The sequence below is a fragment of the Azospirillum himalayense genome (assembly GCF_042657465.1).
GTDB classification, from domain to species: Bacteria; Pseudomonadota; Alphaproteobacteria; order Azospirillales; family Azospirillaceae; genus Azospirillum; species Azospirillum himalayense.
This window is the reverse complement of sequence record NZ_JBHSLC010000019.1, coordinates 1-22212: the sequence shown is the minus strand read 5'-3', so window position 1 is coordinate 22212 and position 22212 is coordinate 1. Positions and strand designations below refer to the sequence as shown.

General features: G+C 70.2%; 13 protein-coding genes and 1 pseudogene. 9 read left to right on the top strand and 5 right to left on the bottom strand.

Features of this window, described 5'->3' with window-relative positions; translation table 11 throughout:
* Positions 1-144: 144 nt before the first annotated feature.
* Both ACFPMG_RS11720 and ACFPMG_RS11715 read right to left on the bottom strand, forming a co-directional pair.
* The gene (locus ACFPMG_RS11720; protein ID WP_376995311.1) at positions 145-552 is read right to left on the bottom strand and encodes a glycine-rich domain-containing protein; all 408 of its coding nucleotides are present in this window, start codon (positions 550-552) and stop codon (positions 145-147) included.
* 522 nt (positions 553-1074) lie between these two features.
* A complete protein-coding gene (locus ACFPMG_RS11715) occupies positions 1075-1782 on the bottom strand; it encodes a Crp/Fnr family transcriptional regulator (protein WP_376995310.1) in 708 nt (235 codons plus the stop codon).
* A 369-nt stretch (positions 1783-2151) separates the two neighbouring features.
* Between ACFPMG_RS11715 and ACFPMG_RS11710 the strand changes: the two genes are divergently transcribed.
* The 8 genes from ACFPMG_RS11710 to ACFPMG_RS11675 all read left to right on the top strand — a co-directional run bounded on the left by ACFPMG_RS11710 (position 2152) and on the right by ACFPMG_RS11675 (position 17345).
* Positions 2152-4437 (top strand): ATP-binding protein, encoded by a 2286-nt coding sequence (locus tag ACFPMG_RS11710; protein WP_376995309.1) that lies wholly within the window; start codon positions 2152-2154, stop codon positions 4435-4437.
* The gene (locus ACFPMG_RS11705; protein ID WP_376995308.1) at positions 4430-4912 is read left to right on the top strand and encodes a response regulator; all 483 of its coding nucleotides are present in this window, start codon (positions 4430-4432) and stop codon (positions 4910-4912) included. The genes ACFPMG_RS11710 and ACFPMG_RS11705 overlap by 8 nt, the downstream gene beginning before the upstream one ends.
* A gap of 28 nt (positions 4913-4940) precedes the next feature.
* Positions 4941-7823, top strand: a complete 2883-nt coding sequence (locus ACFPMG_RS11700; protein ID WP_376995307.1) for a PAS domain S-box protein — start codon at positions 4941-4943, stop codon at positions 7821-7823.
* Between the two features lie 67 nt (positions 7824-7890).
* The gene (gene ptsP, locus ACFPMG_RS11695) at positions 7891-10398 is read left to right on the top strand and encodes a phosphoenolpyruvate--protein phosphotransferase (RefSeq protein WP_376995306.1); all 2508 of its coding nucleotides are present in this window, start codon (positions 7891-7893) and stop codon (positions 10396-10398) included.
* The gene (gene pfkB, locus ACFPMG_RS11690) at positions 10395-11366 is read left to right on the top strand and encodes a 1-phosphofructokinase (RefSeq protein ID WP_376995305.1); all 972 of its coding nucleotides are present in this window, start codon (positions 10395-10397) and stop codon (positions 11364-11366) included. The genes ptsP and pfkB overlap by 4 nt, the downstream gene beginning before the upstream one ends.
* Positions 11367-11391: 25 nt before the next feature.
* Positions 11392-13230: a PTS fructose-like transporter subunit IIB gene (locus ACFPMG_RS11685; RefSeq protein WP_376995304.1), complete on the top strand. Its 1839-nt coding sequence runs from the start codon at positions 11392-11394 to the stop codon at positions 13228-13230.
* A gap of 170 nt (positions 13231-13400) precedes the next feature.
* Positions 13401-15743 (top strand): ATP-binding protein, encoded by a 2343-nt coding sequence (locus tag ACFPMG_RS11680; protein ID WP_376995303.1) that lies wholly within the window; start codon positions 13401-13403, stop codon positions 15741-15743.
* Between the two features lie 102 nt (positions 15744-15845).
* Entirely contained in the window at positions 15846-17345 is a 1500-nt protein-coding gene (locus ACFPMG_RS11675) for a tetratricopeptide repeat protein (protein WP_376995302.1), read from the top strand.
* Here ACFPMG_RS11675 and ACFPMG_RS11670 read toward each other — a convergent pair.
* A complete protein-coding gene (locus ACFPMG_RS11670; RefSeq protein WP_376995301.1) occupies positions 17342-19642 on the bottom strand; it encodes a TonB-dependent receptor in 2301 nt (766 codons plus the stop codon). The genes ACFPMG_RS11675 and ACFPMG_RS11670 overlap by 4 nt on opposite strands.
* A gap of 127 nt (positions 19643-19769) precedes the next feature.
* Positions 19770-20774, bottom strand: coding sequence for a FecR family protein (locus ACFPMG_RS11665; protein WP_376995300.1), 1005 nt, complete (start codon positions 20772-20774; stop codon positions 19770-19772).
* A 236-nt stretch (positions 20775-21010) separates the two neighbouring features.
* Here ACFPMG_RS11665 and ACFPMG_RS11660 point away from each other — a divergent pair, with 236 nt between their 5' ends.
* Positions 21011-21559, top strand: a complete 549-nt coding sequence (locus tag ACFPMG_RS11660; protein WP_376995299.1) for an RNA polymerase sigma factor — start codon at positions 21011-21013, stop codon at positions 21557-21559.
* A 207-nt stretch (positions 21560-21766) separates the two neighbouring features.
* Here ACFPMG_RS11660 and ACFPMG_RS11655 read toward each other — a convergent pair.
* Positions 21767-22117 (bottom strand): annotated as a pseudogene (locus tag ACFPMG_RS11655) (transglycosylase domain-containing protein); the annotation flags it as partial.
* Positions 22118-22212 lie beyond the last annotated feature (95 nt).

Below are 22212 nucleotides of genomic sequence, written 5' to 3'. Positions count from 1 at the left end.
CTCCCTTTCGCTGCCGGGGGTGACGGAACACCCCCCGACCGTGGCCTGGACCGCCGGTCGGGGAGCGTGGAACGCACTGCCGTTTGAATGAATTTAGCAGAAAACCGCCTGCATCATGCAACGGTCAATACGATGGTATGACGTTCAGGCCGCCTCGACCGTGAGATAGCACCCGGCGAGTTCTTCCGTCCGCAGTTCCAGGCCGAGCGTCGCACGGAAGGCGTCCTGGGTGTTGGCGACGGCCTTCTGCCAGGAGGCGGCGTCGGGAGCATCCGGATGATGATGGACGCGGGCGCCGACCAGCCGCTTCATGTCCGCCTCGTAGCGGTCCATGAACAGGATGTGCTCGTGCCACGCCGCGTCCGCCGCCTTCGTCGGCACCAGGATCAGGTTCGGCTTGGCCGCCACCACGACGAGGAACTGGCGGTAGGCCTCGACCGATTCCGTGGCCTGCTCCGGCGTGTAGCCGGCCAGTTCGAGCCGCGCGTTGATGAAGGAGAGGTCCAGGTTCGCCGGCTGCACGGACGGGAGGCGTTCGCTGTTGTCGTTCATTCTCGATGATCCTTTCAGAAGGGAATGAGGTTCACTGCGGTCCTCGATGGCCTCCACCCGATGACGCCGGCCGGTCCGTCGCGGCAGAACGGCGGCCGCCGGCCCGTCCGGACCGGTTCGATCGAGAGGGGGTGACTGGCGGCCTTCCGCCGGCCGGCGCCAGAGCGCGGCGTCGGCCGGTTTGGTCCGGCTGCCGCCGGGTGGCAAACCGCCAAGGCTGCGTTCGTGTGCGCGACGCGCGCCCGTCAGCTGCTGCAACAGGCCCGTCATGCACCCCTCCTGCATACCCGAGTGCATCTTAGTGCCGGTTGTGCAAGTGCTCAAGGGCATATCGCGTATTTGTATTGAATCTGAACGATCAATTCTTCAGGATTGCATGCATATGCACTTTCGTTTCGTGAGAGTCACGGTCGGTGATCCTGTTTCGAGGTTCCCGTGCAAAGCATGGGATTGCGCTGATCCGGCAGGTGTAGCTTTGGTTCGCCGAGGGCGGAAGCAGGGTCGGGGGCAGGGCGGCATCGCTCAACCGTCCAGTGCCACCGCCTCCAGCGCCGACAGGTCGCAGGCGAAGACGTTCGGTGCCCGCTCGATCACGAAGCCCGCGCGCTTGAACTCGGCGATGGTGCGGCTGGCCGTCTCCATGCCGACCCCGAGCATGGCGCCCAGATCCTCGCGGCCCGACAACAGGACCGGTTCGTTCGGACCATCGGCGGCGAGCTTCAGGAACAGCCGGGCCAGCCGCCGTCGGGCGCTGCCGGTGGACAGCTCGGTCAGCCACTCGTCGGCCTGGTGCAGGGATTGGTACCAGCGCTCCATCAGCCGGGCGTGCAGGCGCGGCGTCTCCTTGCTCAATCGTTCGACCACCGCGCGCGGCAGGCGGCAGGTCTCGGCCTCCTGAAGCACGACCGCGGTGTGCTCGTAGGGCTTGCCGACCAGCACCTCCAGCCCGGCCACCGCGCCCTGGCGGAGCAGCCGGACGATGCGCTGCGTGCCGTCGGGGAGAAACTGGACCAGCTTCACCAGCCCGCTGCGGATCGTGTAGAGGGAGCCGCCCTCGTCCCCCGCGCTGTAGAGCGTGGCGCCGGGCTGGAAGCGCAGCTCGTCGATGGGAATGTGGATCAGGTCGAAATCCTGGTCGCGCAGGTCACCGAACAGGACGAGGTCTCGTATGGCGCAGCTGCTGCAGCGCGCGGTGCCCAGCCGCGCGGCGTCGATTCCGTTCCGATGCACCCCTGTCCGCCTTCCGTCCGCCGAAGCCGTTCCGGTTCCGCCCGATGCTCCTGAGCAAATTTTACGCGATCCGGTCGAAAAGTTCCAACCGCGTGGATCCGCCCCGGGCGATCTCCCGTATCCTGTCCTGCCCACTTCCCACATTGCGCGCAACGAAAGGCAATCTTTATGACCAATTGCTTATGCCCTTGTTCCGAAGTGGTATTGTTTCAGTCTACCGCCGTTGGTAACCAAAGAGATGCCCGGCAAGCCAAACATTCGACATTATCTGAATTCATCGAATAGACCGGACAGCGAGCAGGGCATTGAGGAGCGACCTATTGGATTGTCTTTGTTTTTGGAGTGAACGCTGCGGCAAGGACCAGCGCCATGACCGTTGGTGATCTGGATCTCGACGCCTGCAGCCGGGAACCGATCCATCGCCCCGGCAGCATCCAACCCCACGGCATGCTGCTGGCCGTCTCCGGAAGCGACAGCGGCGCCACCCTGATCCAGGCCAGTGCCAACGCCGCGCCGGCGCTTGGCCTGCCGCTGGAGCAGGCGCTGGGTCAGCCGTTGGAGCAGGCCCTGCATCCGCGGATCTTCGGCGCGGTCCGCTCCTTTCTTGCCGCCGGTCCGGTTCCCTCCCGCCCGGTGCCGGTCACCGTGACCGAGCTGCCCGGCGCCGGTCGTCACCAGCTTCTCGCCCACGCCGTCAATGACGCAGCGGGCGAGGGCGTGGTGATCCTGGAGCTGGAACGGCTGGATGGGCTGGAGACCGACCTTCTCGACCACGTCTACCCGCGCATGCGCGAGGCGCTGGAGCGGCTGGACGCGCTGAACGCGCCGGCCGACCTCCTGAGCTGCGCCGCCCAGGAGGTCCGCGCGCTGACCGGCTTCGACCGCGTGCTGATCTACCGCTTCGACGCCGACTGGCACGGCACGGTGGTGGCGGAGGACGGGAACGGGCGGCTGCCCTCCTACATGGACCTGCGCTTTCCCGCTTCCGACATTCCCACCCAAGCGCGCGAGCTGTACCGGCTGAACCGCCAGCGGCTGATCCCCGACGCCGGCTACGCCCCGGTGCCGCTGGTCGCGATGCCACCGGTCGCCGCCGGGGCGCCGCCGTTGGACCTCAGCTTTTCCGTCCTGCGCAGCGTGTCGCCGGTGCATGTGCAATACATGCGGAACATGGAAACCGCGTCCTCCATGTCGGTGTCGATCCTGCTGCACGGCGCCTTGTGGGGTCTGGTCTCCTGCCACCACCACGAGCCGAAGGCGGTGTCCTACGCCGTGCGCTCGGCCTGCGACCTGATCGCCCAGATCCTGTCGGTGCGCATCGCCGCGGTGGAGGATCGGCGCGACGCGGAGCACCGCATCGCCCTGCAGGCCATCCAGGCGCGGCTGCTCGCCGCCATGGCCCAGGCCGATCCCTTCATCGCCGGCCTGACCGAGCATCCCGACGACCTGCTGCGCTTCGTCAACGCCAGCGGGGCCGTCGTCGTCTTCGAGCGGAGCTGCACGCTGGTCGGCGACACCCCGACGGAAGAGCAGGTGCGCGGCCTCGTGGACTGGCTGGCCACCCAGGGCGAGCCGGAGCAGTTCGAGACCGACAGCCTGCCCGCCCTCTACCCGCCCGCCGCGGAGTTTGAAGGCAAGGCGGCGGGGCTTCTGGCCATCGCCGTGTCGAAGCTGCACGCCAGCTACGTTCTGTGGTTCCGGCCCGAGGTGGTCCGCACCGTCCGCTGGGGCGGCGACCCGCGCAAGCCCCTCGGCCGCGACGGGCAGGGGCAGGGGTTGAGCCCGCGCGCCTCCTTCGAGACCTGGAAGGAGACGGTGCGCCACCGCGCGCTGCCCTGGACCGCGGCGGAACGCGACACCGCCGCGGCGCTGCGCCACGCCGTCATCGGCATCGTCCTGCGCAAGGCGGAGGAACTGGCCGCCCTGTCGCGGGAACTGGCGCGCTCCAACAAGGAGCTGGAGTCCTTCTCCTACTCCGTCTCCCACGACCTGCGCGCCCCGTTCCGCCACATCGTCGGCTATGCGGAGCTGCTGCAGGAGTTGGAAGCGGATCAGTTGAGCGACACCGGAAAACGCTATCTGGACGTCATCGTCGACGCGGCCAACAGCGCCGGCACGCTGGTGGACAATCTGCTGCACTTCTCCCAGATGGGGCGCAGCGAGCTGACCCCCGTCTCGGTGGACATGAACGCCCTGGTGGCGGAGGTGCGGGAGACGCTGGCGCCCGACACCGCCGGGCGGGCCATCGAGTGGGACATCGCCCCGCTGCCCACGGTGCGCGGCGATCCGGTGATGATGCGGCTGGTTCTGCAAAATCTCTTGTCGAACGCCATCAAATATTCCCGCGGGCGGGAACCGGCGCGCATCGCCGTGGGTTGCGAGGACCGACCCACCGAAACCCTATTCTTCGTGAGGGACAACGGGGTCGGTTTCAATCAAGCTTACGAAAAGAAGCTGTTCGGGGTGTTCCAACGGCTGCACCGCAACGAGGAGTTCGAAGGCATCGGCATCGGTCTGGCCAACGTGCGCCGCGCCGTGGACCGCCATGGCGGACGGACCTGGGCCGACGGGCGGCTCGACAAGGGGGCCATCTTCTACTTCACGCTGCCGAAGGCCGGAACGGCGAAACCGGATCTGCGAGACCTCGATGAGTGACCTGAAACCCATCCTGCTGGTCGAAGACAACCCGCGGGACTTGGAACTGACCCTGGCGGCGCTGGAGAAATGCCAGCTCGCCAACGACGTGATCGTCGCCCGCGACGGCGAGGAGGCGCTGCGGATGCTGACCCGCCGCGATCCGGAGACCGGAAAGCCGACCCAGCTTCCCGCCGTCGTCCTGCTCGACCTCAAGCTGCCGAAGATCGACGGGCTGGAGGTGCTGGAGCGGGTGAAGAGCGACCCGGAGACCCGGCACGTCCCTATCGTGATGCTCACCGCGTCGCGCGAGGAAAGCGACCTCGTGCGCAGCTACAAGCTGGGCGTGAACGCCTTCGTGGTGAAGCCGGTGGACTTCAAGGCCTTCTTTCAGGCGATCCGCGACCTGGGCGCCTTCTGGGCGATCCTGAACGAACCTCCGGTCGGCTGCGCCCGCCGTCCGGCGGGAACCTCGCCCGCGGGAAAAGGCGCCTGAAGGAATGCCCTCCGGAATGCCCGCCGCCATGCCCGCGGCCGTGACCATCCTGCATCTGGAAGACAGCCCGCTGGACTGCGAGCTCGCCTGCGCGCGCCTGCGGAAGGCGGGAATTTCCTGCGACGTGACCCGCGTGGACACCCGCGCGGCCTTCGAGACCGCTCTGGACGGGCGGCGCTTCGACCTGATCCTGGCCGACTTCTCCCTGCCCGATTTCGACGGGCTGGAGGCGCTGGGCATTGCCAAGGCGCGCGTCCCGGAAACCCCCTTCCTGTTCCTGTCCGGGCGCATGGGGGAGGAGACGGCGGTGTCGGCGCTGAAGATGGGCGCGCGCGACTATGTGCTGAAGCAGCGGCTGGCCCATCTGCCCGCCGCGGTGGAGCGGGCGATCCTGGAGGCGCGCACCCTGGCCGAGCGGCGGCTGGCCGAGGAGAATCTGCGCCGGCTGCGGCAGGCCATCGACGACATCCGCGACTACGCCATCGTCACGCTGGACCTGGAGGGCCGCATCACCTCGTGGAACGAGGGCAGCCGCCGCCTGTTCGGCCACACCGAGGAGGAGGCGCTGGGCCGTCCGCTCTCCCTGCTGTTCGCGCCGGAGGAGCGCTGCGCGGAGAACATCCGCGACCTGCTGGCCGGGGTGGCGGAGAAGGAGCGCTGCGAGGGCGAATGGATCCACGCGGCGCGCGACGGGCGGCGCTTCTTCGGCTCCACCGTGCTGACCGTGGCGCGCGACGCCACAGGCCGGCCGGCCGCCTATTCGGTGGTGGTGCGCGACATCACCGACCGCCGCGCCTCGGAAATCGCGCTGCGCGACAGCGAGGCCAAGTTCCGCGCCATCGCGGAAAGCATGCCGCAGCTCGTCTGGTCGGCCCCGCCGGACGGGCTTCCCGATTATTACAACCTGCATTGGTTCGCCTACACCGGCACCCGGCCCGAGGCGATGACCGGAACGGCCTGGATGGAGGTGGTGCATCCGGACGACCGGGCGCGGACCGCCGCCCTGTGGACCGCCGCGGTGCGGTCGGGCGATTTCTACGAGGTCGAGTACCGGCTGCGCGAGGCCGGGGGCCGGTACCGCTGGTTCCTCGGGCGGGCGGTGCCGCTGCGCGACGGGGACGGGCGGATCACCCGCTGGTTCGGCACCTGCACCGACATCGATGACGCGGTGAAGGCCCGGGCCGCCCAGGCCGACGCCCGCGAGGACCTGGAGCGCCAGGTGGCCGAGCGCACGGCGGAGCTGGTGGCCGCCAACCGCCGCCTGCTGGGCGAGGTGGCGGAGCGGCAGCGCGCCCAGGCCGACCTCAGCGCGCTCTACACCAAGACGCCGGTGCCGCTGCACTCCCTGGACGCCGAGGGCCGGCTGCTCAGCGTCAGCGACCGCTGGCTGGAGTTCATGGGGTACGAAGGGCGTGGGCAGGTGCTCGGCCGCAACATCACGGAGTTCATGCCGCCGGACGTCGCGCGGGAGCACCGGGAACACCTCTGGCCGGAACTGCTGAGGCTCGGTGCGTTCCAGGACATGCCCTACCGGCTGGTCAAGCGGTCGGGGGAGGTCGCCGACGTGCTGGTCTCGGCCCGCATCGAGCGCGACGGGTGGGGGGGCTTTCTGCGCACCATGGCCGCGGTGGTCGACGTCTCCGCCCGCCTGCGCGCCGAGGCGGAGCGCGAGCGGGCCGAGGAGGCGCTGCGCCATTCCCAGAAGATGGACGCGCTGGGCCAGCTCACCGGCGGCATCGCCCATGACTTCAACAACCTGCTGACGGCGATCTCCGGCAACCTGGACCTGCTGCTGTCCCGATTGGATACGGCGGAGCGGGCGGACCTGCGCGATTACGCCAGCCACGCCAAGGTCGGGGCAACCCGCGCCGCCGGGCTGACGCAGCGCCTTCTCGCCTTCGCGCGGCGGCAACCGCTCCGCCCCGACGCGACGGAACCCTGTGTGCTGGTCCAGGGGATGGAGGACCTGCTGCGCCGCACGGTCGGCGAACAGGTATCCATCGCGACCGACTGCCCGCCGGACGCTTGGGCGGCTTGGTGCGATTCCAACCAGCTGGAGATCGCCCTGCTGAATCTGGTGGTGAACGCCCGCGACGCCATGCCGGACGGCGGGCGCATCACCATCACCGCCGCCAACGCCCATCTGACGGCGGCCGACGTGGCGGGCGACGCCTCCGGTGCGGCGCCCGGCGATTATGTGGTCCTGACCGTCGCCGACACCGGCATGGGCATGCCGCCCGACATCATCAAGCGCGCTTTCGATCCCTTCTTCACCACCAAGCCGATCGGGCAGGGGACCGGGTTGGGCCTGTCGCAGGTCTATGGTTTCGTCAGCCAGTCGCACGGGCTGGTGCGCATCGACAGCGAGGCCGGTCGGGGCACCGCCGTGCGCCTCTACCTGCCGCGCTGCGATGGGGAGGAGGGCGCCAGCCTTCCGCCGGGGGCCGCCGTGGTGCCCGTCGCCGACGCGGCGGTGGACAACACCGCTGGAACCGTTCTGCTGGTGGAGGACGAGGCGCTGGTCCGCATGGTCGCGGTTCAGGCGCTGGAGGACGCCGGTCTGGACGTGGTCGAGGCGTCGGACGGGACGGAGGCGCTGGAGCTGCTGGACGGCGGGCTGCGCGCCGATCTGGTGGTGACCGACGTCGGGCTTCCCGGCATGAACGGGCGGCAACTGGCCGAGGCGGTGCATGAGCGGCGGCCCGAGCTGGGCGTGCTGTTCATGACCGGCTACGCCTACGACGCCACGCTCGGCACCGGCATCCTGGAGCCGGGCTGCGAGGTGCTCCAGAAGCCCTTCGAGACGACGGCCCTGGTCGCCCGCGTCACCGGCATGCTGGCCCACACGCGGGGCGGTGGCGGCGGCGGTGGCGCCCTGCGCGAATCTGTCCCGGAACGCCACTGCGACTGACGCGTTACTCTTCTCCAAGGACGAGTCCGGCCCCGCGCACGGACTCCGCGCGGGGGGAGGACGGGCGATGCTTCAGGTCTCCGAATCGCAGGTGCGCCTTGGGCTCTCCGCGCCGGACAAGACGGAGGCCATCCGCATCGCCGGAAGGGCGATGGTCGACAGCGGCCTGATCGACCCCGGCTACATCGACAGCATGCTGGGCCGCGAGGCGGTGTCCGGCACCTACCTCGGCAGCGGCATCGCCATCCCCCACGGGCTTCCCGACGCGCGCGATCTGGTGCGGCGGACCGGCGTGGTCGTCGTCCAGTTTCCGCAGGGTGTGGATTGGGGCGGCGGGGAGCCGGCGCGGCTGGTCGTCGGCATCGCCGCCAAGTCGGACGAGCACATCGCCGTGCTGCAACGGCTGACCGGCGTGCTGGGCGACCCGGCGGAGGCCGCGCGGCTGGGCGGCACGGGCGACCCGCGCGCCATCATGGCCGTCCTGAACGGCGAGGCACCCGCCGCGCCCGTGAGTGAGCCGGTCGGGGTTCCCATTGATGGGGACTCCATAGAAGTCACCGCCCCCTCGCCCCACGGGCTGCACGCCCGCCCGGCGACGGCGCTGGTCGAGGTCGCCAAGCGCTTCCGCGCGGAGATCGCCGTCCGGCACGACGGCACCACGGCCAACGCCAAGAGCCTGATTTCCCTGCTGCGGCTCGGTGCGTCGGGTGGGCAGCCGTTGACCGTCACCGCCTTGGGAGAGGACGCGGCGGCGGCGCTCCAGGCCATCCGCGCCGCTTTCGAGGCGGGGCTGGACGAGCCGGTTTCCACGGCGGCGCCCGCGGAGGAACCGGCGCCGCGGGCCGTCCCGGCCGACCTTGATTACGACGGGCGGGTGATCGCCGGCATCTCCGCCTCTCCCGGCGTCTCCACCGGCCCGGTCTGGAAGTTCCAGCGCGAGGAGCTGACGGTCGCCGAGACCGCCCCCGACCCCGAAGCCCAGCACCGCCGGCTGGATCAGGCGCTCGCCGCCGCCGCCGCCGACCTGCGCAACCTGCACGAGGCGTTCTGGAAGAAGGCCGGGGCCGCCAAGGCGGCCATCTTCAAGGCGCATCAGGAGCTTCTCGACGATCCGGAGATGGTCGTCGAGGCCCACGCCCTGATCGACCGGGGCAAGAGCGCCGGCTGGGCGTGGCGCGCGGTCTACGAGGAGCGCGCCGGCACGCTGGCCCAGCTCGCCGACCCGCTGCTGGCCGGGCGGGCCGCCGACCTCAGCGACGTCGGGCGCCGGGTGCTGCGCCTGCTCGCCGCGGTGACGGAGACCATGGCGGCCCTGCCGGACCACCCGGTCATCCTGCTGGCCGAGGATCTGGAGCCGTCCGACACGGCGAAGCTCGACCCGGCCAAGGTGCTGGGGCTGTGCACGGCGGGGGGCGGCGCCACCTCCCACACGGCGATCATCGCGCGCTCGCTCGACATCCCCGCGGTGGTCGCCGCCGGGCCGTCGGTGCTGGACCTGGAGAACGGGCGCGCGGCGATCCTCGACGGCGACGGCGGCGTGCTGGTCGCCGACCCCAGCGAGCGCGACCGCGGCCGCGCGGCCGAGGCCCGGATCAAGGTGGGCGAGCGGCGCGAGGCCGAGCGGCTCGACCGCTACAAGCCGGCCATCACCACGGACGGCCGGCGCGTCGAGGTCGCCGCCAACATCTCCGACCCGGCGGAGGCGGTGCAGGCCGTGGAAGCGGGCGGCGAGGGCGTCGGGCTGATGCGCACGGAGTTCCTGTTCCTTCAGCGCGACCTGCCGCCGGACGAGGAGGAGCAGTTCGCCGCCTACCAGACCATGGTGCGGGCGATGAACGGTCTGCCGATCATCCTGCGCACGCTGGACATCGGCGGCGACAAGAACGTCCCCTACCTGCGCATGCCGGCGGAGGGCAACCCCTTCCTGGGGGTGCGCGGCATCCGCCTGTGCTTCGAGCGGGAGGACCTGTTCCGCACCCAGCTCCGCGCCATGCTGCGCGCCTCGGTGGAGGGGCCGGTGCGCATCATGTACCCGATGATCGCCGCGCCCGCGGAGCTGGAGCGCGCCAAGATGATCACCGAGGCGGTGCGGCGGGAGCTGGACGTTCCGCCCGTGGAACTTGGCATCATGATCGAGGTGCCGTCCGCCGTGATGATGGCCGACCGGCTGGCGCGGGAGGTGTCCTTCTTCTCCATCGGCACCAACGACCTGACCCAGTATGTGCTGGCGATGGACCGGCTGCACCCGGTCCTGGCTCCGCAGGCCGACGGGTTGCATCCCGCCGTCCTGCGCATGGTGGAGCGCACGGTGGACGCCGCACGCCGCGCCGGAATCTGGGTCGGCGCCTGCGGCGGCGTGGCCGGCGACCCGGCCGGGGCGGTGCTGCTGTCCGGGCTGGGCGTTGCCGAGCTGAGCGTGGCCATTCCGGCCGTTCCCTCCGTCAAGGCGCGGCTGCGCGCCATCGCCATGGCCGACGCCGAGCGCACCGCCCGCGAGGCGCTGGACTGCGCCGACGCGGCCGAGGTTCGGGCGCTGGTTCGTCACCGTTTCGCCGACGCCGGAGGCGTGTCATGACCGCACCGTCCACCCCACGTCCCGGTGTCGTCACCGTGACGCTGAACGCCGCCATCGACCAGACGCTCGACGTGCCGGGTTTCGCCGCGGGAGCGGTCAACCGGGCGGTCGCCGAGACGCGGACCGCCGGCGGCAAGGGCATCAACGTCGCCGCCTTCCTGGCCGGAGCCTCCTTGGCGGGGGGCGCCACACCCGTCACCGCCACCGGCTTCCTCGGCGAGGAGAACAGCGCCGTGTTCGACGCGCTGTTCCGCCGCCGGGGCATCCGCGACCGCTGCCTGCGCTTGGCCGGCCGCAGCCGGGTGAACATCAAGCTGGTGGACCGCGAGGGCCGCACCGTCACCGACATCAACCTGCCGGGCCTGCATGTCCCGGCGGAAAGCTGGCGGGGGTTGCTGACCGTGGTGGACGACCTCGCCGTCACCAACCGGACCTTCGTCCTGTCGGGCAGCGTCCCGGCGGGCGTGCCGGACACCGCATACGCCGAGATGGTCACCGCCCTGCACCGGCGCGGTGCCTTCGTGGTGGTGGACGCCAGCGGTCCGCCGCTGCGCCACGCCGTGGCCGCCCGCCCCGACATGGTGAAGCCCAACGCGGCGGAACTGGCCGAACTGCTGGGCCGCCCGCTGAAGGATCGGGCCGAGGTGGTGCGCGCCGCCCGCGAGCTGTCGGAGTCCGGCATCGCGCTCGTCGTCGTGTCGCTGGGCGCCGAGGGCGCCGTCTTCGTGGAGGGCGGCCGCGCCCTGCTGGCCGTGCCGCCGCCCGTGGAGGTCGCCAGCACGGTCGGCGCCGGGGACGCCATGGTGGCCGGGGTCGTCGCCGCCCGGCTGGAGGGCATGGGGTTGGAGGAGTGCGCTCGGCGCGGCACCGCCTTCGCCGCCGGCACGCTGTCCCGCCTCGGCCCCGAACTGCCGCCGCCGGAGCGCCTCGCCGAGCTGATGCGGGCCGTTCGGGTGGAAGAACTCTAAGGGTTTCAGCGCCGGAGGGATCGCGATGGCAAAGCTCGTGGCTGTGACCGCCTGCCCGACGGGGATCGCCCACACCGTCATGGCGGCCGAGGCGCTGCGCCGCACCGCCGCGCTGATGGGCCACGCCATCGCGGTGGAAACCCAGGGGTCGAACGGTGTGCAGACACCGCTCTCCGCCGCCGACATCGCGCAGGCCGACGCGGTGATCCTGGCCACCGACATCGCCGTGGACGATTCCCGCTTCGTCGGCAAGCCGATCCTGCGCACCTCGACCGCCGCCGCCATCCGCGACACCAAGTCTGTGATCGGCAACGCCCTGGGCCATGCTCCCGGTGAGCACATCGAAACCGCCGCTCCGCAGCCAGCTCCGAAGCCGACACCCACCGCGGTGCGCAGCCCCGGCCTGCTGGTCGCCATCACCGCCTGCCCGACCGGCATCGCCCACACCTTCATGGCGGCCGAGGCGCTGAAGCAGGCCGCCCAGGCCAAGGGCTACCGCATCAAGGTCGAGACCCAGGGCTCGGTCGGCGCGAAGAACGCGCTGACGGAGGAGGAGATCGCCGAGGCCGAGGCCGTCATCATCGGCGCCGACACCCACGTCGCCACCGACCGCTTCGCCGGCAAGCGGCTGCTCAAGACCTCTGTGGGGGAGGCGCTGAAGCAGCCCGCCCGCGTGATCGACGAGGCGCTCGCCCTGCCGGCCCCGGCCGCGACGGGGAGCGCCGCCGCTCCGGCCTACGCCGACGCGGTGTCGGGCGCCAAGGCGCGGCAGAAGGAGGTGCAGTCCGGCCCCTACAAGCACCTGCTGACCGGCGTGTCCTTCATGCTGCCCTTGGTGGTGGCCGGCGGCCTGATCATCGCCTTGTCCTTCGTCTTCGGCATCGAGGCCTTCAAGGAGCCGGGGACCCTGCCGGCGGCGCTGATGCAGATCGGCGGGGAGGCCGCCTTCGGGCTGATGGTGCCGGTGCTGGCGGGCTACATCGCCTATTCCATCGCCGACCGGCCCGGCCTCGCCCCCGGCTTCATCGGCGGGATGCTGGCGGCCAAGATCGGCGCCGGGTTCCTGGGCGGCATCGTGGCGGGCTTCCTGGCCGGTTACATCGCCCGCTGGCTGCGCGACACCATCCGGCTGCCGCAGACCCTGGAGGGGCTGAAGCCGGTGCTGATCATCCCGCTTCTGGGCACGCTGGCGGTCGGCTTGCTGATGATCTACGTCGTCGGCACACCGGTCGCCGCGATCATGAGCGGGCTGACCGCCTTCCTGCAGAGCATGACCGGGGCCAACGCGGTTGCGCTCGGCGCGCTGCTCGGCGCCATGATGGCGCTGGACATGGGCGGGCCGGTCAACAAGGCGTCCTACACCTTCGCGGTCGGGCTTCTGGCCTCCAGCACCTACACGCCGATGGCCGCGGTGATGGCGGCGGGCATGACGCCGCCGCTCGGGCTGGCGCTCGCCACCCTGGTCGTGCCCAGCCGCTTCACCCTGCAGGAGCGCGAGGCGGGCAAGGCCGCCGGCGTGCTCGGCCTCGCCTTCATCACGGAAGGGGCGATTCCCTTCGCCGCCAAGGACCCGCTGCGCGTCATCCCCGCGGCCATGGCCGGGTCGGCGGTGGCCGGCGCCCTGTCGATGTGGTTCGGCTGCGGGCTGCGGGCGCCGCACGGCGGCGTCTTCGTGCTGGCGATTCCCAACGCGGTGGCGCCGCTCGGCCCCTATGTCCTGGCCATCGTCGCCGGGACCATCGTCACCACGCTCGGCCTGATGATCCTGAAGCGCCGCGTCGAGGCGGACCCGGCCGCGGCCTCGGCCCTCGACACGGCGTCCCCGACGTCGACCAGCCCCGCGCCCAGCGGGGCGGGGCGCTGACCAGCGGTGATCGCCACACCCGCTGATTGCCGGTCATACCGCAAATTAGTTTTAATTTTCGCCAAAATTGAAAGAACTCGACAACTCCAGAGTGCTATCGCTAGCTTTGCGATGTTCCGCCGCCGGCCTGTTCCGCAGTCCCCTGGAGGAACGGCAGCCGGCGGAGCCTGATGAGGATCTCGTATCGCATAGCGACGGTGGGGGGAATCCCGGTGGTCATCGCGGCCCTGATCGCGGTGTCCGCGTGGATCCTGCTGGAGCGCGCCGGTCGCTCGCGTGAGGCCGCGGTCCTCGCCGGCACCGTCTACCGCGAGATGATCGCCGCCACCGCGGCCCGCAACGATTTCATCCATTCCCCCGCGGAAGGCCGGCTTCCCCATGAGGTCACCTTCCGCCGCGCCACCCACGGCGCTCGGGCGGCGTTGGACGCGCTGGACGGGCTGGCGGACCGGGGCTCCCAGGCCGACGCCGTAGCGATCGCCCGCCACGCGTCCGATCGTCACGCCGCCCGGCTGGAGGAACTGGTGAACGCCATCGCCTTCAGCGACGCCCGCGCCCGCGGCATGGCGGAGCAGGAGGCGCGGCTGCTCGCCCTGGCCGAACAGGCGCGTCAGCGGCAGCACGCCGTCAACGCGGCGCTCGTCGCCTCCCTGACCAAGGCCGACCGGCAGTTGCGCGACAGCCGCGATCTTGTGGATGGCCTGCACAGGCTGCGGGAAGCGATTCTGAATGCCAGGCTGGCCGCGAAGGACGAGGCGGTCATTCCCGAACCACCCGACACGTCAGCCGAGTCGCCACCCAACGCGGCGGCGCGGCCCGATGCCCTGGCCCTCTGGCTGGACCGGGTGGAGCGAGCCGCCGAGGGTCTTGCCGCGTCCCTCGCCGCCGACACCGTGCATGGGACGGCGCTGGACGAACTGACCCGGTTGCGGGCCGAACGGCTGGACCGGACAACGCTCCCGCAACTGACGCCCCGCTACGACGCGCTCGCCGAGCGGGTGCTGAAAGCCGCCGACACCGGCTACAGCGACATCCAGGACGAGGTGGCGGAGCTTTTGCGCCACACTGTGTCGGCCCACGCCATGGAGCAGGAAACCCAGACGCTCGCCATGACCGCCCTGACCCTCAGCGGGCGGACCCTGAGGGCGCTGGAGCGGCGCGACTCCCGCAGCCTGCGCGACGTCGCCACCGACAGCGGGCGGCTGCGCGATCGGGTGGCCGGGCTGACCATATCCCCGATGATCCAGGACGGAATGCTGGCCGCCATCACCGCGTGGCGCGACGGGCTGGAGCGCGCCACCGACGGGCTCGCCCGACAGAACGGGGCCATCGCCGCGATGGACATGGATGCCGCCGCGGTGATGAACACCGCCCGCCGTCTGAACGACCTGTTCCAGGACAGCGCGGTGCGCAGCGCCGATCTGCTGCGGTCCACCCTGCTCATCGGGGCGACCATCGGCCTGCTGTTCGCCGCCGGGGCGGCGCTCCTGGTGGCCGGTGGCATCACCCGGCCCCTGCGCCGTCTTCAGAATGCCACGCGGCGGCTGGCCCGCGACCCGCGCGACGGGTTGGTGACCGACCTGGAACGGCGGGACGAGTTGGGCGACATGGCCCGCGCCGTCCACCACTTCGCCGCCGAAATCACCCGCCGCGAGGACGAGTTGCGCCGCGCCAAGGAGCAGGCGGACTCCACTCTGGCGGAGCTGCGGCGGACCCAGGCCCATCTGGTGCAGGCGGAGAAGCTGGCCGCGCTGGGGCAGGTGGTGGCCGGGGTGGCGCACGAGATCAACACGCCGCTTGGCATCACGCTCACCACCTCGACCCTGATCCGCGAGAAGGTGCCGAAGATGAAGCGCCTTCTTGACGCCGGCCAGTTGCGCCGCCGCGAGCTGGAACGCTTCCTGGCCGACATGGGCGACGTGTGCGAGCTGCTGGTCAACAACACCGTCCGCGCGGCGGAGCTGGTTCAGCGCTTCAAGGAACTGGCGGTGGACCCGGCGGGGGAGACGCGCAGGAGGTTTGACCTCCGCCTCTGCCTGATTCAGGCGGTCGAGGCGCTGGGACCCTTTTGGGAGCCGGCGGAACACCGGATTGTCGTGGATTGCCCGCCGGGATTGATGATGGACGGTTACCCGCAGGCCATCGCGCAAATCGTCTCGCACCTGCTGCTGAACGCCGTCAATCACGGCTTCGCGAATGGCGAAGGGGAGGCGGACGACGGGGGGCGCGGCACCGTGACGGTCTTTGCCCGCAAGGTGGCAGCGGAGGTCGTCGAACTGGTCGTCGCCGACGACGGGCAGGGCATTCCGGCGGAGCTGCGGACGCGGATCTTCGATCCGTTCTTCACCACGCGCCGCGACCGGGGGCACGCCGGGCTCGGCCTGCACATCGTTCACAACGCGGTCAGCCAGCTCGGCGGCACCATCGCCCTGGAGGACGGAGAGGAACGGAAGGCCGGGGCCCGCTTCGTCGTCCGCTTGCCCCCAGCAGCGCAGGAGAAGGATAGCGCCTGAGGCAGGCGGATGGTCATTCCATCTCGCGAATGCTTGCGCGCCGACCTTTTCAGGTTTACTGGAAAGGGATTTTTCTTTCCTGATGCAATTGGGGGTGGAGGCATGGCGACGATCGAGGAAGCCTATGCAATCGCCATCGACCACCATCAGGCCGGGCGGCTGGACGAGGCAGCGATCATCTACCAGCGCATCCTGGACGCCGATCCGGAGCAGGCCCACGCCTCGCATCTGCTGGGCATCGTCGCCGGGCAGCGGGGCCGTCCCGCCGAAGCCGTCGCGCTGATCGCCGCCGCGGTGGCGCGGGATGGATCAAACACCGATTTCCTCGGGAATCTGGGCGCGGCGCTGAAGGCCGCCGGTCGCTACGACGAGGCCACCCGTCATTTCGCCCGCGCCCTGGCGCTGGAGCCGGCGGCGCGCGGCGTTCCGGGCAATCTCGGCTCCGCCCTGGCCGCCGATGGCCGGATCGGCGAGGCCGTGCCCTGGCTGGGACGCGCCGCTGCCCTCGACCCGGTGCATTTCGAGACGCTTCTAAACCTGGGCATCGCGTTGCGCGACGCGGGCCGGTTCGACGAGGCGGAAACGGCGCTGGAAACCGCCAAGGCCCTGCGCCCGGACCATCCGCACCCGGTCTGCGAGCTGGCGGTGCTGAAACTGGCGCTCGGCGATTTCGAAGAGGGGTTGGCGCTTTACGAACGGCGCTGGGACTACACCGGCCAATCCGCGGCGGTGTCCGGCAAGCCGGTGTGGCGGGGCGAGAACATCGCCGGCAAGACCATTCTCCTCTATTACGAGCAGGGCCTGGGCGACACCCTGCAATTCGTCCGCTATGCGCCGCTGCTGGCCGACCGCGGCGCGCGGGTGCTGCTGATCGTCCAGCCGGAGCTGCGCCGTCTGCTGGCCTCGGTGCGGGGCATCGACCGGCTGACCACCTACGACGACGCGGCGGGACTTCCGGATTTCGACCTGTGCTGTCCGCTGATGAGCCTGCCCTTCGCCTTCGGCACGCGCATCGACGGGATACCCTCCGGCGGCCCGTACATCACGCCGCCCCCCGATCTGGTGGCGGCCTGGGCGGAGCGGCTCGGCTGGAGCCAAGTTGGAGAGTCCGCCGGAAAGCGCCCGTTGCGTGTGGGATTCGTCTGGTCGGGCAACCCGCGGCGCCACGACCCCACCTCGCACGCGATGGACCGTCGCCGCAGCGTGCCCTTCGCGCTGATGGAACCGCTGCTCTCCGTACCGGGGGTCGAGGCCGTCAGCCTCCAGGTCGGGGATGCGGCGGAGCAGGCGCGGACGGCCATCGCGGCAGGCCTGCTCGCCGATCCCATGGCGGGCGCGACCGACTTTGCCGACACCGCGGCCATCGCGGCGCATCTCGACCTCGTCGTCACCGTGGACACGTCGGTCGCCCACCTCGCCGCTGCCATTGGGCGCCCGGTGTGGATGCTGTCGCGCGCCGACGCCTGCTGGCGCTGGTTGCGCGGGCGCGACGACAGCCCCTGGTACGCGACGATGCGCCTCTACCGGCAGGACTCGCCCGGCGACTGGGGGCCGGTCATGGCCCGCCTGGGCCATGACCTTGCCTCCGTGGCGCTGGGTTAGAACTGCGCCGAGGCGCTGAGCAGGAAGGCACGGCCCGGCTGGTAGAGCGGGGTGACGGTGCCGAACTCCTGCCCGTAGGTGGCGCGGTCGGCGTAGGTCTCGTCGAAGAGGTTGCGGACGTCGAGGCGCAGCGCCAGGTTGGCGTGCTCCGGCAGCCGGTGCTCCACGAACAGGTTGGCCGTCTGATAACCCTTCAGCGGCCGCTGCCCGGCCTGCACCTTGTCGTAGTCGAACACGAACTCCAGGTCGGCGCCCAGCGTCAGGTTCCAGGACGGCACGGTGTGGGCGCCGCCGACGGTGAAGACCTGACCGATGGGCGTGGCGAGGTAGGTTCCGGTGTCGGAATCCGCGGGCTGCCCGTCGATCTTGACGTCGATGTCGGCGTATTTGGCGCGGATGAAGCCGTTCGTCCAGGCGTAGCCGAGACCCAGCTCATAGCCTTCCGAGCGCACGTCGCGGGCGAGGGTGGCGCTCGTGGCGGCGAAGCGTGCGGCGCGGGCGTCGTCCAGCTTGGTGCGGAAGATCCGGCCTTCCGCGGTGAAGCCCTCGTAACGGGCCTCCAGCCCGGCGGTGCTGTTGTAGGCCGTCACCGGGCGCGGGCCGGCGCCGTAGTTCCAGGCCGGGTTCATGATGTAGTTCTCGGCCATCTGGACGCCGCCCCAGCCGCGGGACACGCCGGCCTTGGCGGTCAGGAAGCGGGGCAGCAGGTCGAACTCGCCCGAGAGGTTGTGGCTGAGGCCGTGGTTGGTCCACTCCCGCCCGGTCGTCCCCTCGAAGGTCTGGCGGTCGCCGCGCAGGCCGAAGGACAGGCGCAGCCGCTCCATGGGCTCCAGCCGGGCCTGACCGTACAGGCCGTTGTTGCGCGCCCGCTCGGTCGCGGTCATCGTCCGGTCCCGGTAATTGGCGCGGTCCACATAGAAGTCGGTGCCCGTCGTGACGGTGCCGATCCGGAAGCCGAAGCTGTTCTCCAGCTTGCCGTTGAAGGAGCTGGTCGCCCCCTTGCCCGGGTAGCTCCCCGGCACGGTGCTGCTGCCGACCGGGCGGGTGAAGATCGGCGTCTCCACGTCGGTGCGGCCATAGGCGATCACCAGCTTGGGGTTCCACAGCTCCGTCGGCAGGGCGTCGGTGTAGGTGAAGACCATGTTCTGGCGGTCAAGCGAGTAGTCGCGCACGCGCGGCTCCCAGGCCGGGCGCCCGGCCAGCGACCCGATGTTCGCGCGGAAGGGCCGGGGCGCGTCGTCGTAGACCCGCTCGTAGCTGGCCTGGAAGCGGTGGCCGCTCTCCGTCTGGACCGCCGCCTTGCCGAGGCCGCTGACCACGTCCGTCTCGGTGCCGTCCACCTTGCGCCCGTTGCCCGCGGTGTATTTGCCACCCTTGCCGTAGGTCACGGTGCCCAGCGCCTCCAGCCCCTGGTGGCGCCCGAAGCCGGCGAGGTTGGTGGTCAGGCCGGAGCCGTTGGTGTTGAAGGTGGTCTTGCCGAAGGCGCCGATGCCGTCGCTCGCCAGGAAGTCGCTGGCGTCCTTGGTCTCATAGGCGATGGAGCCGGCGAGCGCGCCCGGCCCGGCGTCGGCGGGGGCGACACCGGCGTCCACGCGTGCCACCTTCAGCAGCGCCGGGTCGATCAGCGTGGTGCCGTTGTGGTGGAAGACCTTGTTGTTCTGGCGGCTGCCGTCGATGGTGACGGCCAGATTGGTTTCCTCGACGCCGTTCACATAGACCTTCTGCGACATCGGCACGGAACTGCCCACGCGGATCGTCGGCTCACCGGAGAAGACGTCGCGGAGGTCGCTGGGATTCTTGCGCTCCAGATCCTCCTTGGTGATGGTGATGTTGCCGCTTGCGCTGCCGGCGCCGGTCGAGGCGGTGACCGACACCGGCGCCAGCATCGTGACGTCGCCGGTCGGGGCCGGAACCAGCGTCGCGGAGCCGGTGCCGGTCGTGCGGTAGCCGACGCCCGTCCCGGACAGCAGCGTGTCGAGCGCCTGGGCGGGCGTCATGCTGCCCGACACCGGGCGGGAGCTGCGCCCGGCGGCCAGATCGGCGGCGTAGCCGATCTGCCAGCCGGTCTGGCGCGCGAAGGCGTCGAGCGCCGCGGGCAGGGGCTGCGCCGGCAGCGCGAAGGCCATCGTCTGCGCGGCGCCAGGGGCGGGAGCGGCCTGCTGGGCCAGGGACGGGGAGGGGAGGGCCAGGACGCCGCCGAGCGCGGTGGTCGCCATCAGGGCCAGGATCAGATGCCGGGCGGCGGTTCCCCGCGCGCACACCAAGAACTTGCCTGTCGAAACCGTCCGGCCTTCCATTCCTCACAACTCCCGTCTGCGCTGGTGGCGGGGGCGTGATTACCGGTGTATGGACCGTGCCCCCTCTTTTCGGCAGACGCACGGGGGCGTGGCGTCTCACAAAAAAATCCCGAAAGAAGGACAAAGCCTATCGAAGCAGGATGATTCCGGCAGGAAGCTCGGTCAGGCGGGCGCCCACGACGTCGGCCAGCGAGCGGATCGCCGCGATGGGATCGTCCAGCCGGTAGTTTCCGCTGACCCGCGCGCCGGCCAGCCGGTCGCCGATCAGGACGATCGGTGCGCCATGGTAGCGCCGGATGGTGTCGATGACCGCGGCGAAGGGCTGGTCGTGGAACACGTAGCGCCCATCCTTCCAGGCAAGCGCAACCGCCGGGTCCGGCCGGGCGGGCGCCGACAGGCCGTCCACCGTGGCCGTCACCCGGTCACCCGGAACGAGGGACACCGTCTGGTCCGGCGGTTCCCGCCGGCTGACCGACACCCGCCCGCGCTCCAGGAAGACGGCGTCCCGTCCGCTGTCCGACCGCACGGTGAAGGCGGTGCCGGTCACCTCGACCTCGCTGAAGCCGGCGGTGACTCGGAAAGGGTGGGCGGGGTCGCTGACCACATCGAAGTAAGCCTGCCCGCGCAGCAGCCGGACGTGGCGCCGGCCCTCGGCGAAATCGAGCGCGACCGCGGAGTCGGTGTCGAGGATCAGCAGGGACCGGTCGGGCAGGGCGATCTCCCGCCGTTCCCCGGCGGCGGTGCGGTGGTCGGCGGTCAGGCGGAGCGCCAATGTCGGCTGGAGATGGACGCCGATGGCCAGCAGCAGAGCGGCGGCGGCCAGCGACGCCCGCCACCCGCCGAACCGCCGCCTCGTCGCGGACCGGGGGGCCGCCGGCGAAGGGGCCGACCGCGGTTGGTGGGCGAACGTCGCCGCCTGCAACTCGGGCATGGCCCCAAGCGACGACAGACGGTCGAACGCTGCGGCGTGGCGCGGGTCGCGGTTCCGCCATGCCTGATAGGCGGCTCGGGTGTCCGGGTCCACGGGCGCGTCGAGAAGCGTCACGAACCAAGTGAGCGCCTCGTCCGTGATCGGGTCCGCATGCCGGTAGGGCCCGGCATCCTGTCCGCCGTCTGCCTTGTCCTGCTCCACGCTGGTCTTCCACTCTTCCTTGACCGGTCCCACGCACAGTTGAGACGTTTTATCGCTCGCCAGGTCACAATTCGCAAACCGCAGCCCATGGCCCGCAGATGGCGATCGTTCCCGCGTCCGTCCAACCGGCTTGACATCTGAAATTGAGAATCATTATCAATCTCGATGTTGCAAGGCCGCCGTTGTCGCACCGACCACGGTGGTGTCCTTTTCGCCGCCGCACCGACAGGGCTATCATGTCCGCAAGCCTGATTGCGATCTATCTCGATCACCGCCGCTCGTTGTTCGGGTGCGCGATGAAGATCGTGCGTGATCTTCAGGTTGCCGAGGATCTGTTGCAGGAAAGCTACCTGCGCGCCTGCAAGGCGGTGGAGAGGGGACCCATCGACAACATCGGGGCGTTTCTTCACCGGACGGTCCACAACCTCGCGCTGGACCATCTCCGGCGTTGCCGGACCCAGGAGCGGTTCGAGGCCGGTCCGGCGGACACCGTCGAGGCGCTGGGCATCGCATCGGAAACCCCTTCGGCGGAAGAGCGCCTTCTGCACCGCGAGCGGCTGTCGTGCTTCATGGACGCCCTGGACCGCCTGCCGGCGCGGGCCCGGCAGGTGTGGCTTCTGAACCGGGTCGAAGGCCTGTCCTATCCCCAGATCGCCGCCCATCTGGGTGTGTCGCAGGGCACGGTCTTCAACGACATGAAACTGGCGATGGGCCATTTCGTGGACACCATGGCGCGCCGCGACCGCCCCGAGCCGGCCTTGAGCCGGTCCGGCGGGACGCCTTAGCCGTGGAACACGCTCCCGATTGAGACCGGAAGGGGCAGGCCAACCCCCGGATCACGGGGAGCAGATGCACGGATCCGGTGCCGGGTTCATGTGTGATGGCGTGCCCTTCGGAACGGCCCATGAATCCCATAAGGTGTCTTATGGAAAATATATGAGTGAGACTTGCGCTGCACGCCGTTGCCCACAGGGTGAAGCTGCTGGGGCCGCTCAGCTATCGGAAGGCTGACGGCACCCTTCGAGCCAAACGTCACTATGCCCTTCGGGAACACACGCTCCTGCCACCAAGCGTTCAATCCGCCTGACACGTTCGTTGAGCGCAGGATCATTGTCACGAAGCTTGAAGGATGCTGGTGAGATGAGAACGGCAACCAATCGAGCAAATTCCGTACTGCTTAACTCAGCCGGCGGCCGCCCATAGATTGCTGAACTTGCCTTATGAAAGCCAGTCACCCAGCCTTCCGGACCTTCACCCATTTCCAGTGTATCAAGCCAAACGGCAAGAATCTGATCCTTGGAGAGTCGGCTCTCCAGGCCCATCGCGTACCCGGTTTGTCGGTAAGCGTTACGAACGCCCCCTTCTTCCCGAACCGGGTTCCGTGATCGAGATTGCGCGCGGGCTCACGGGACGCGGAGGGTACGATGGAGGATGGCGC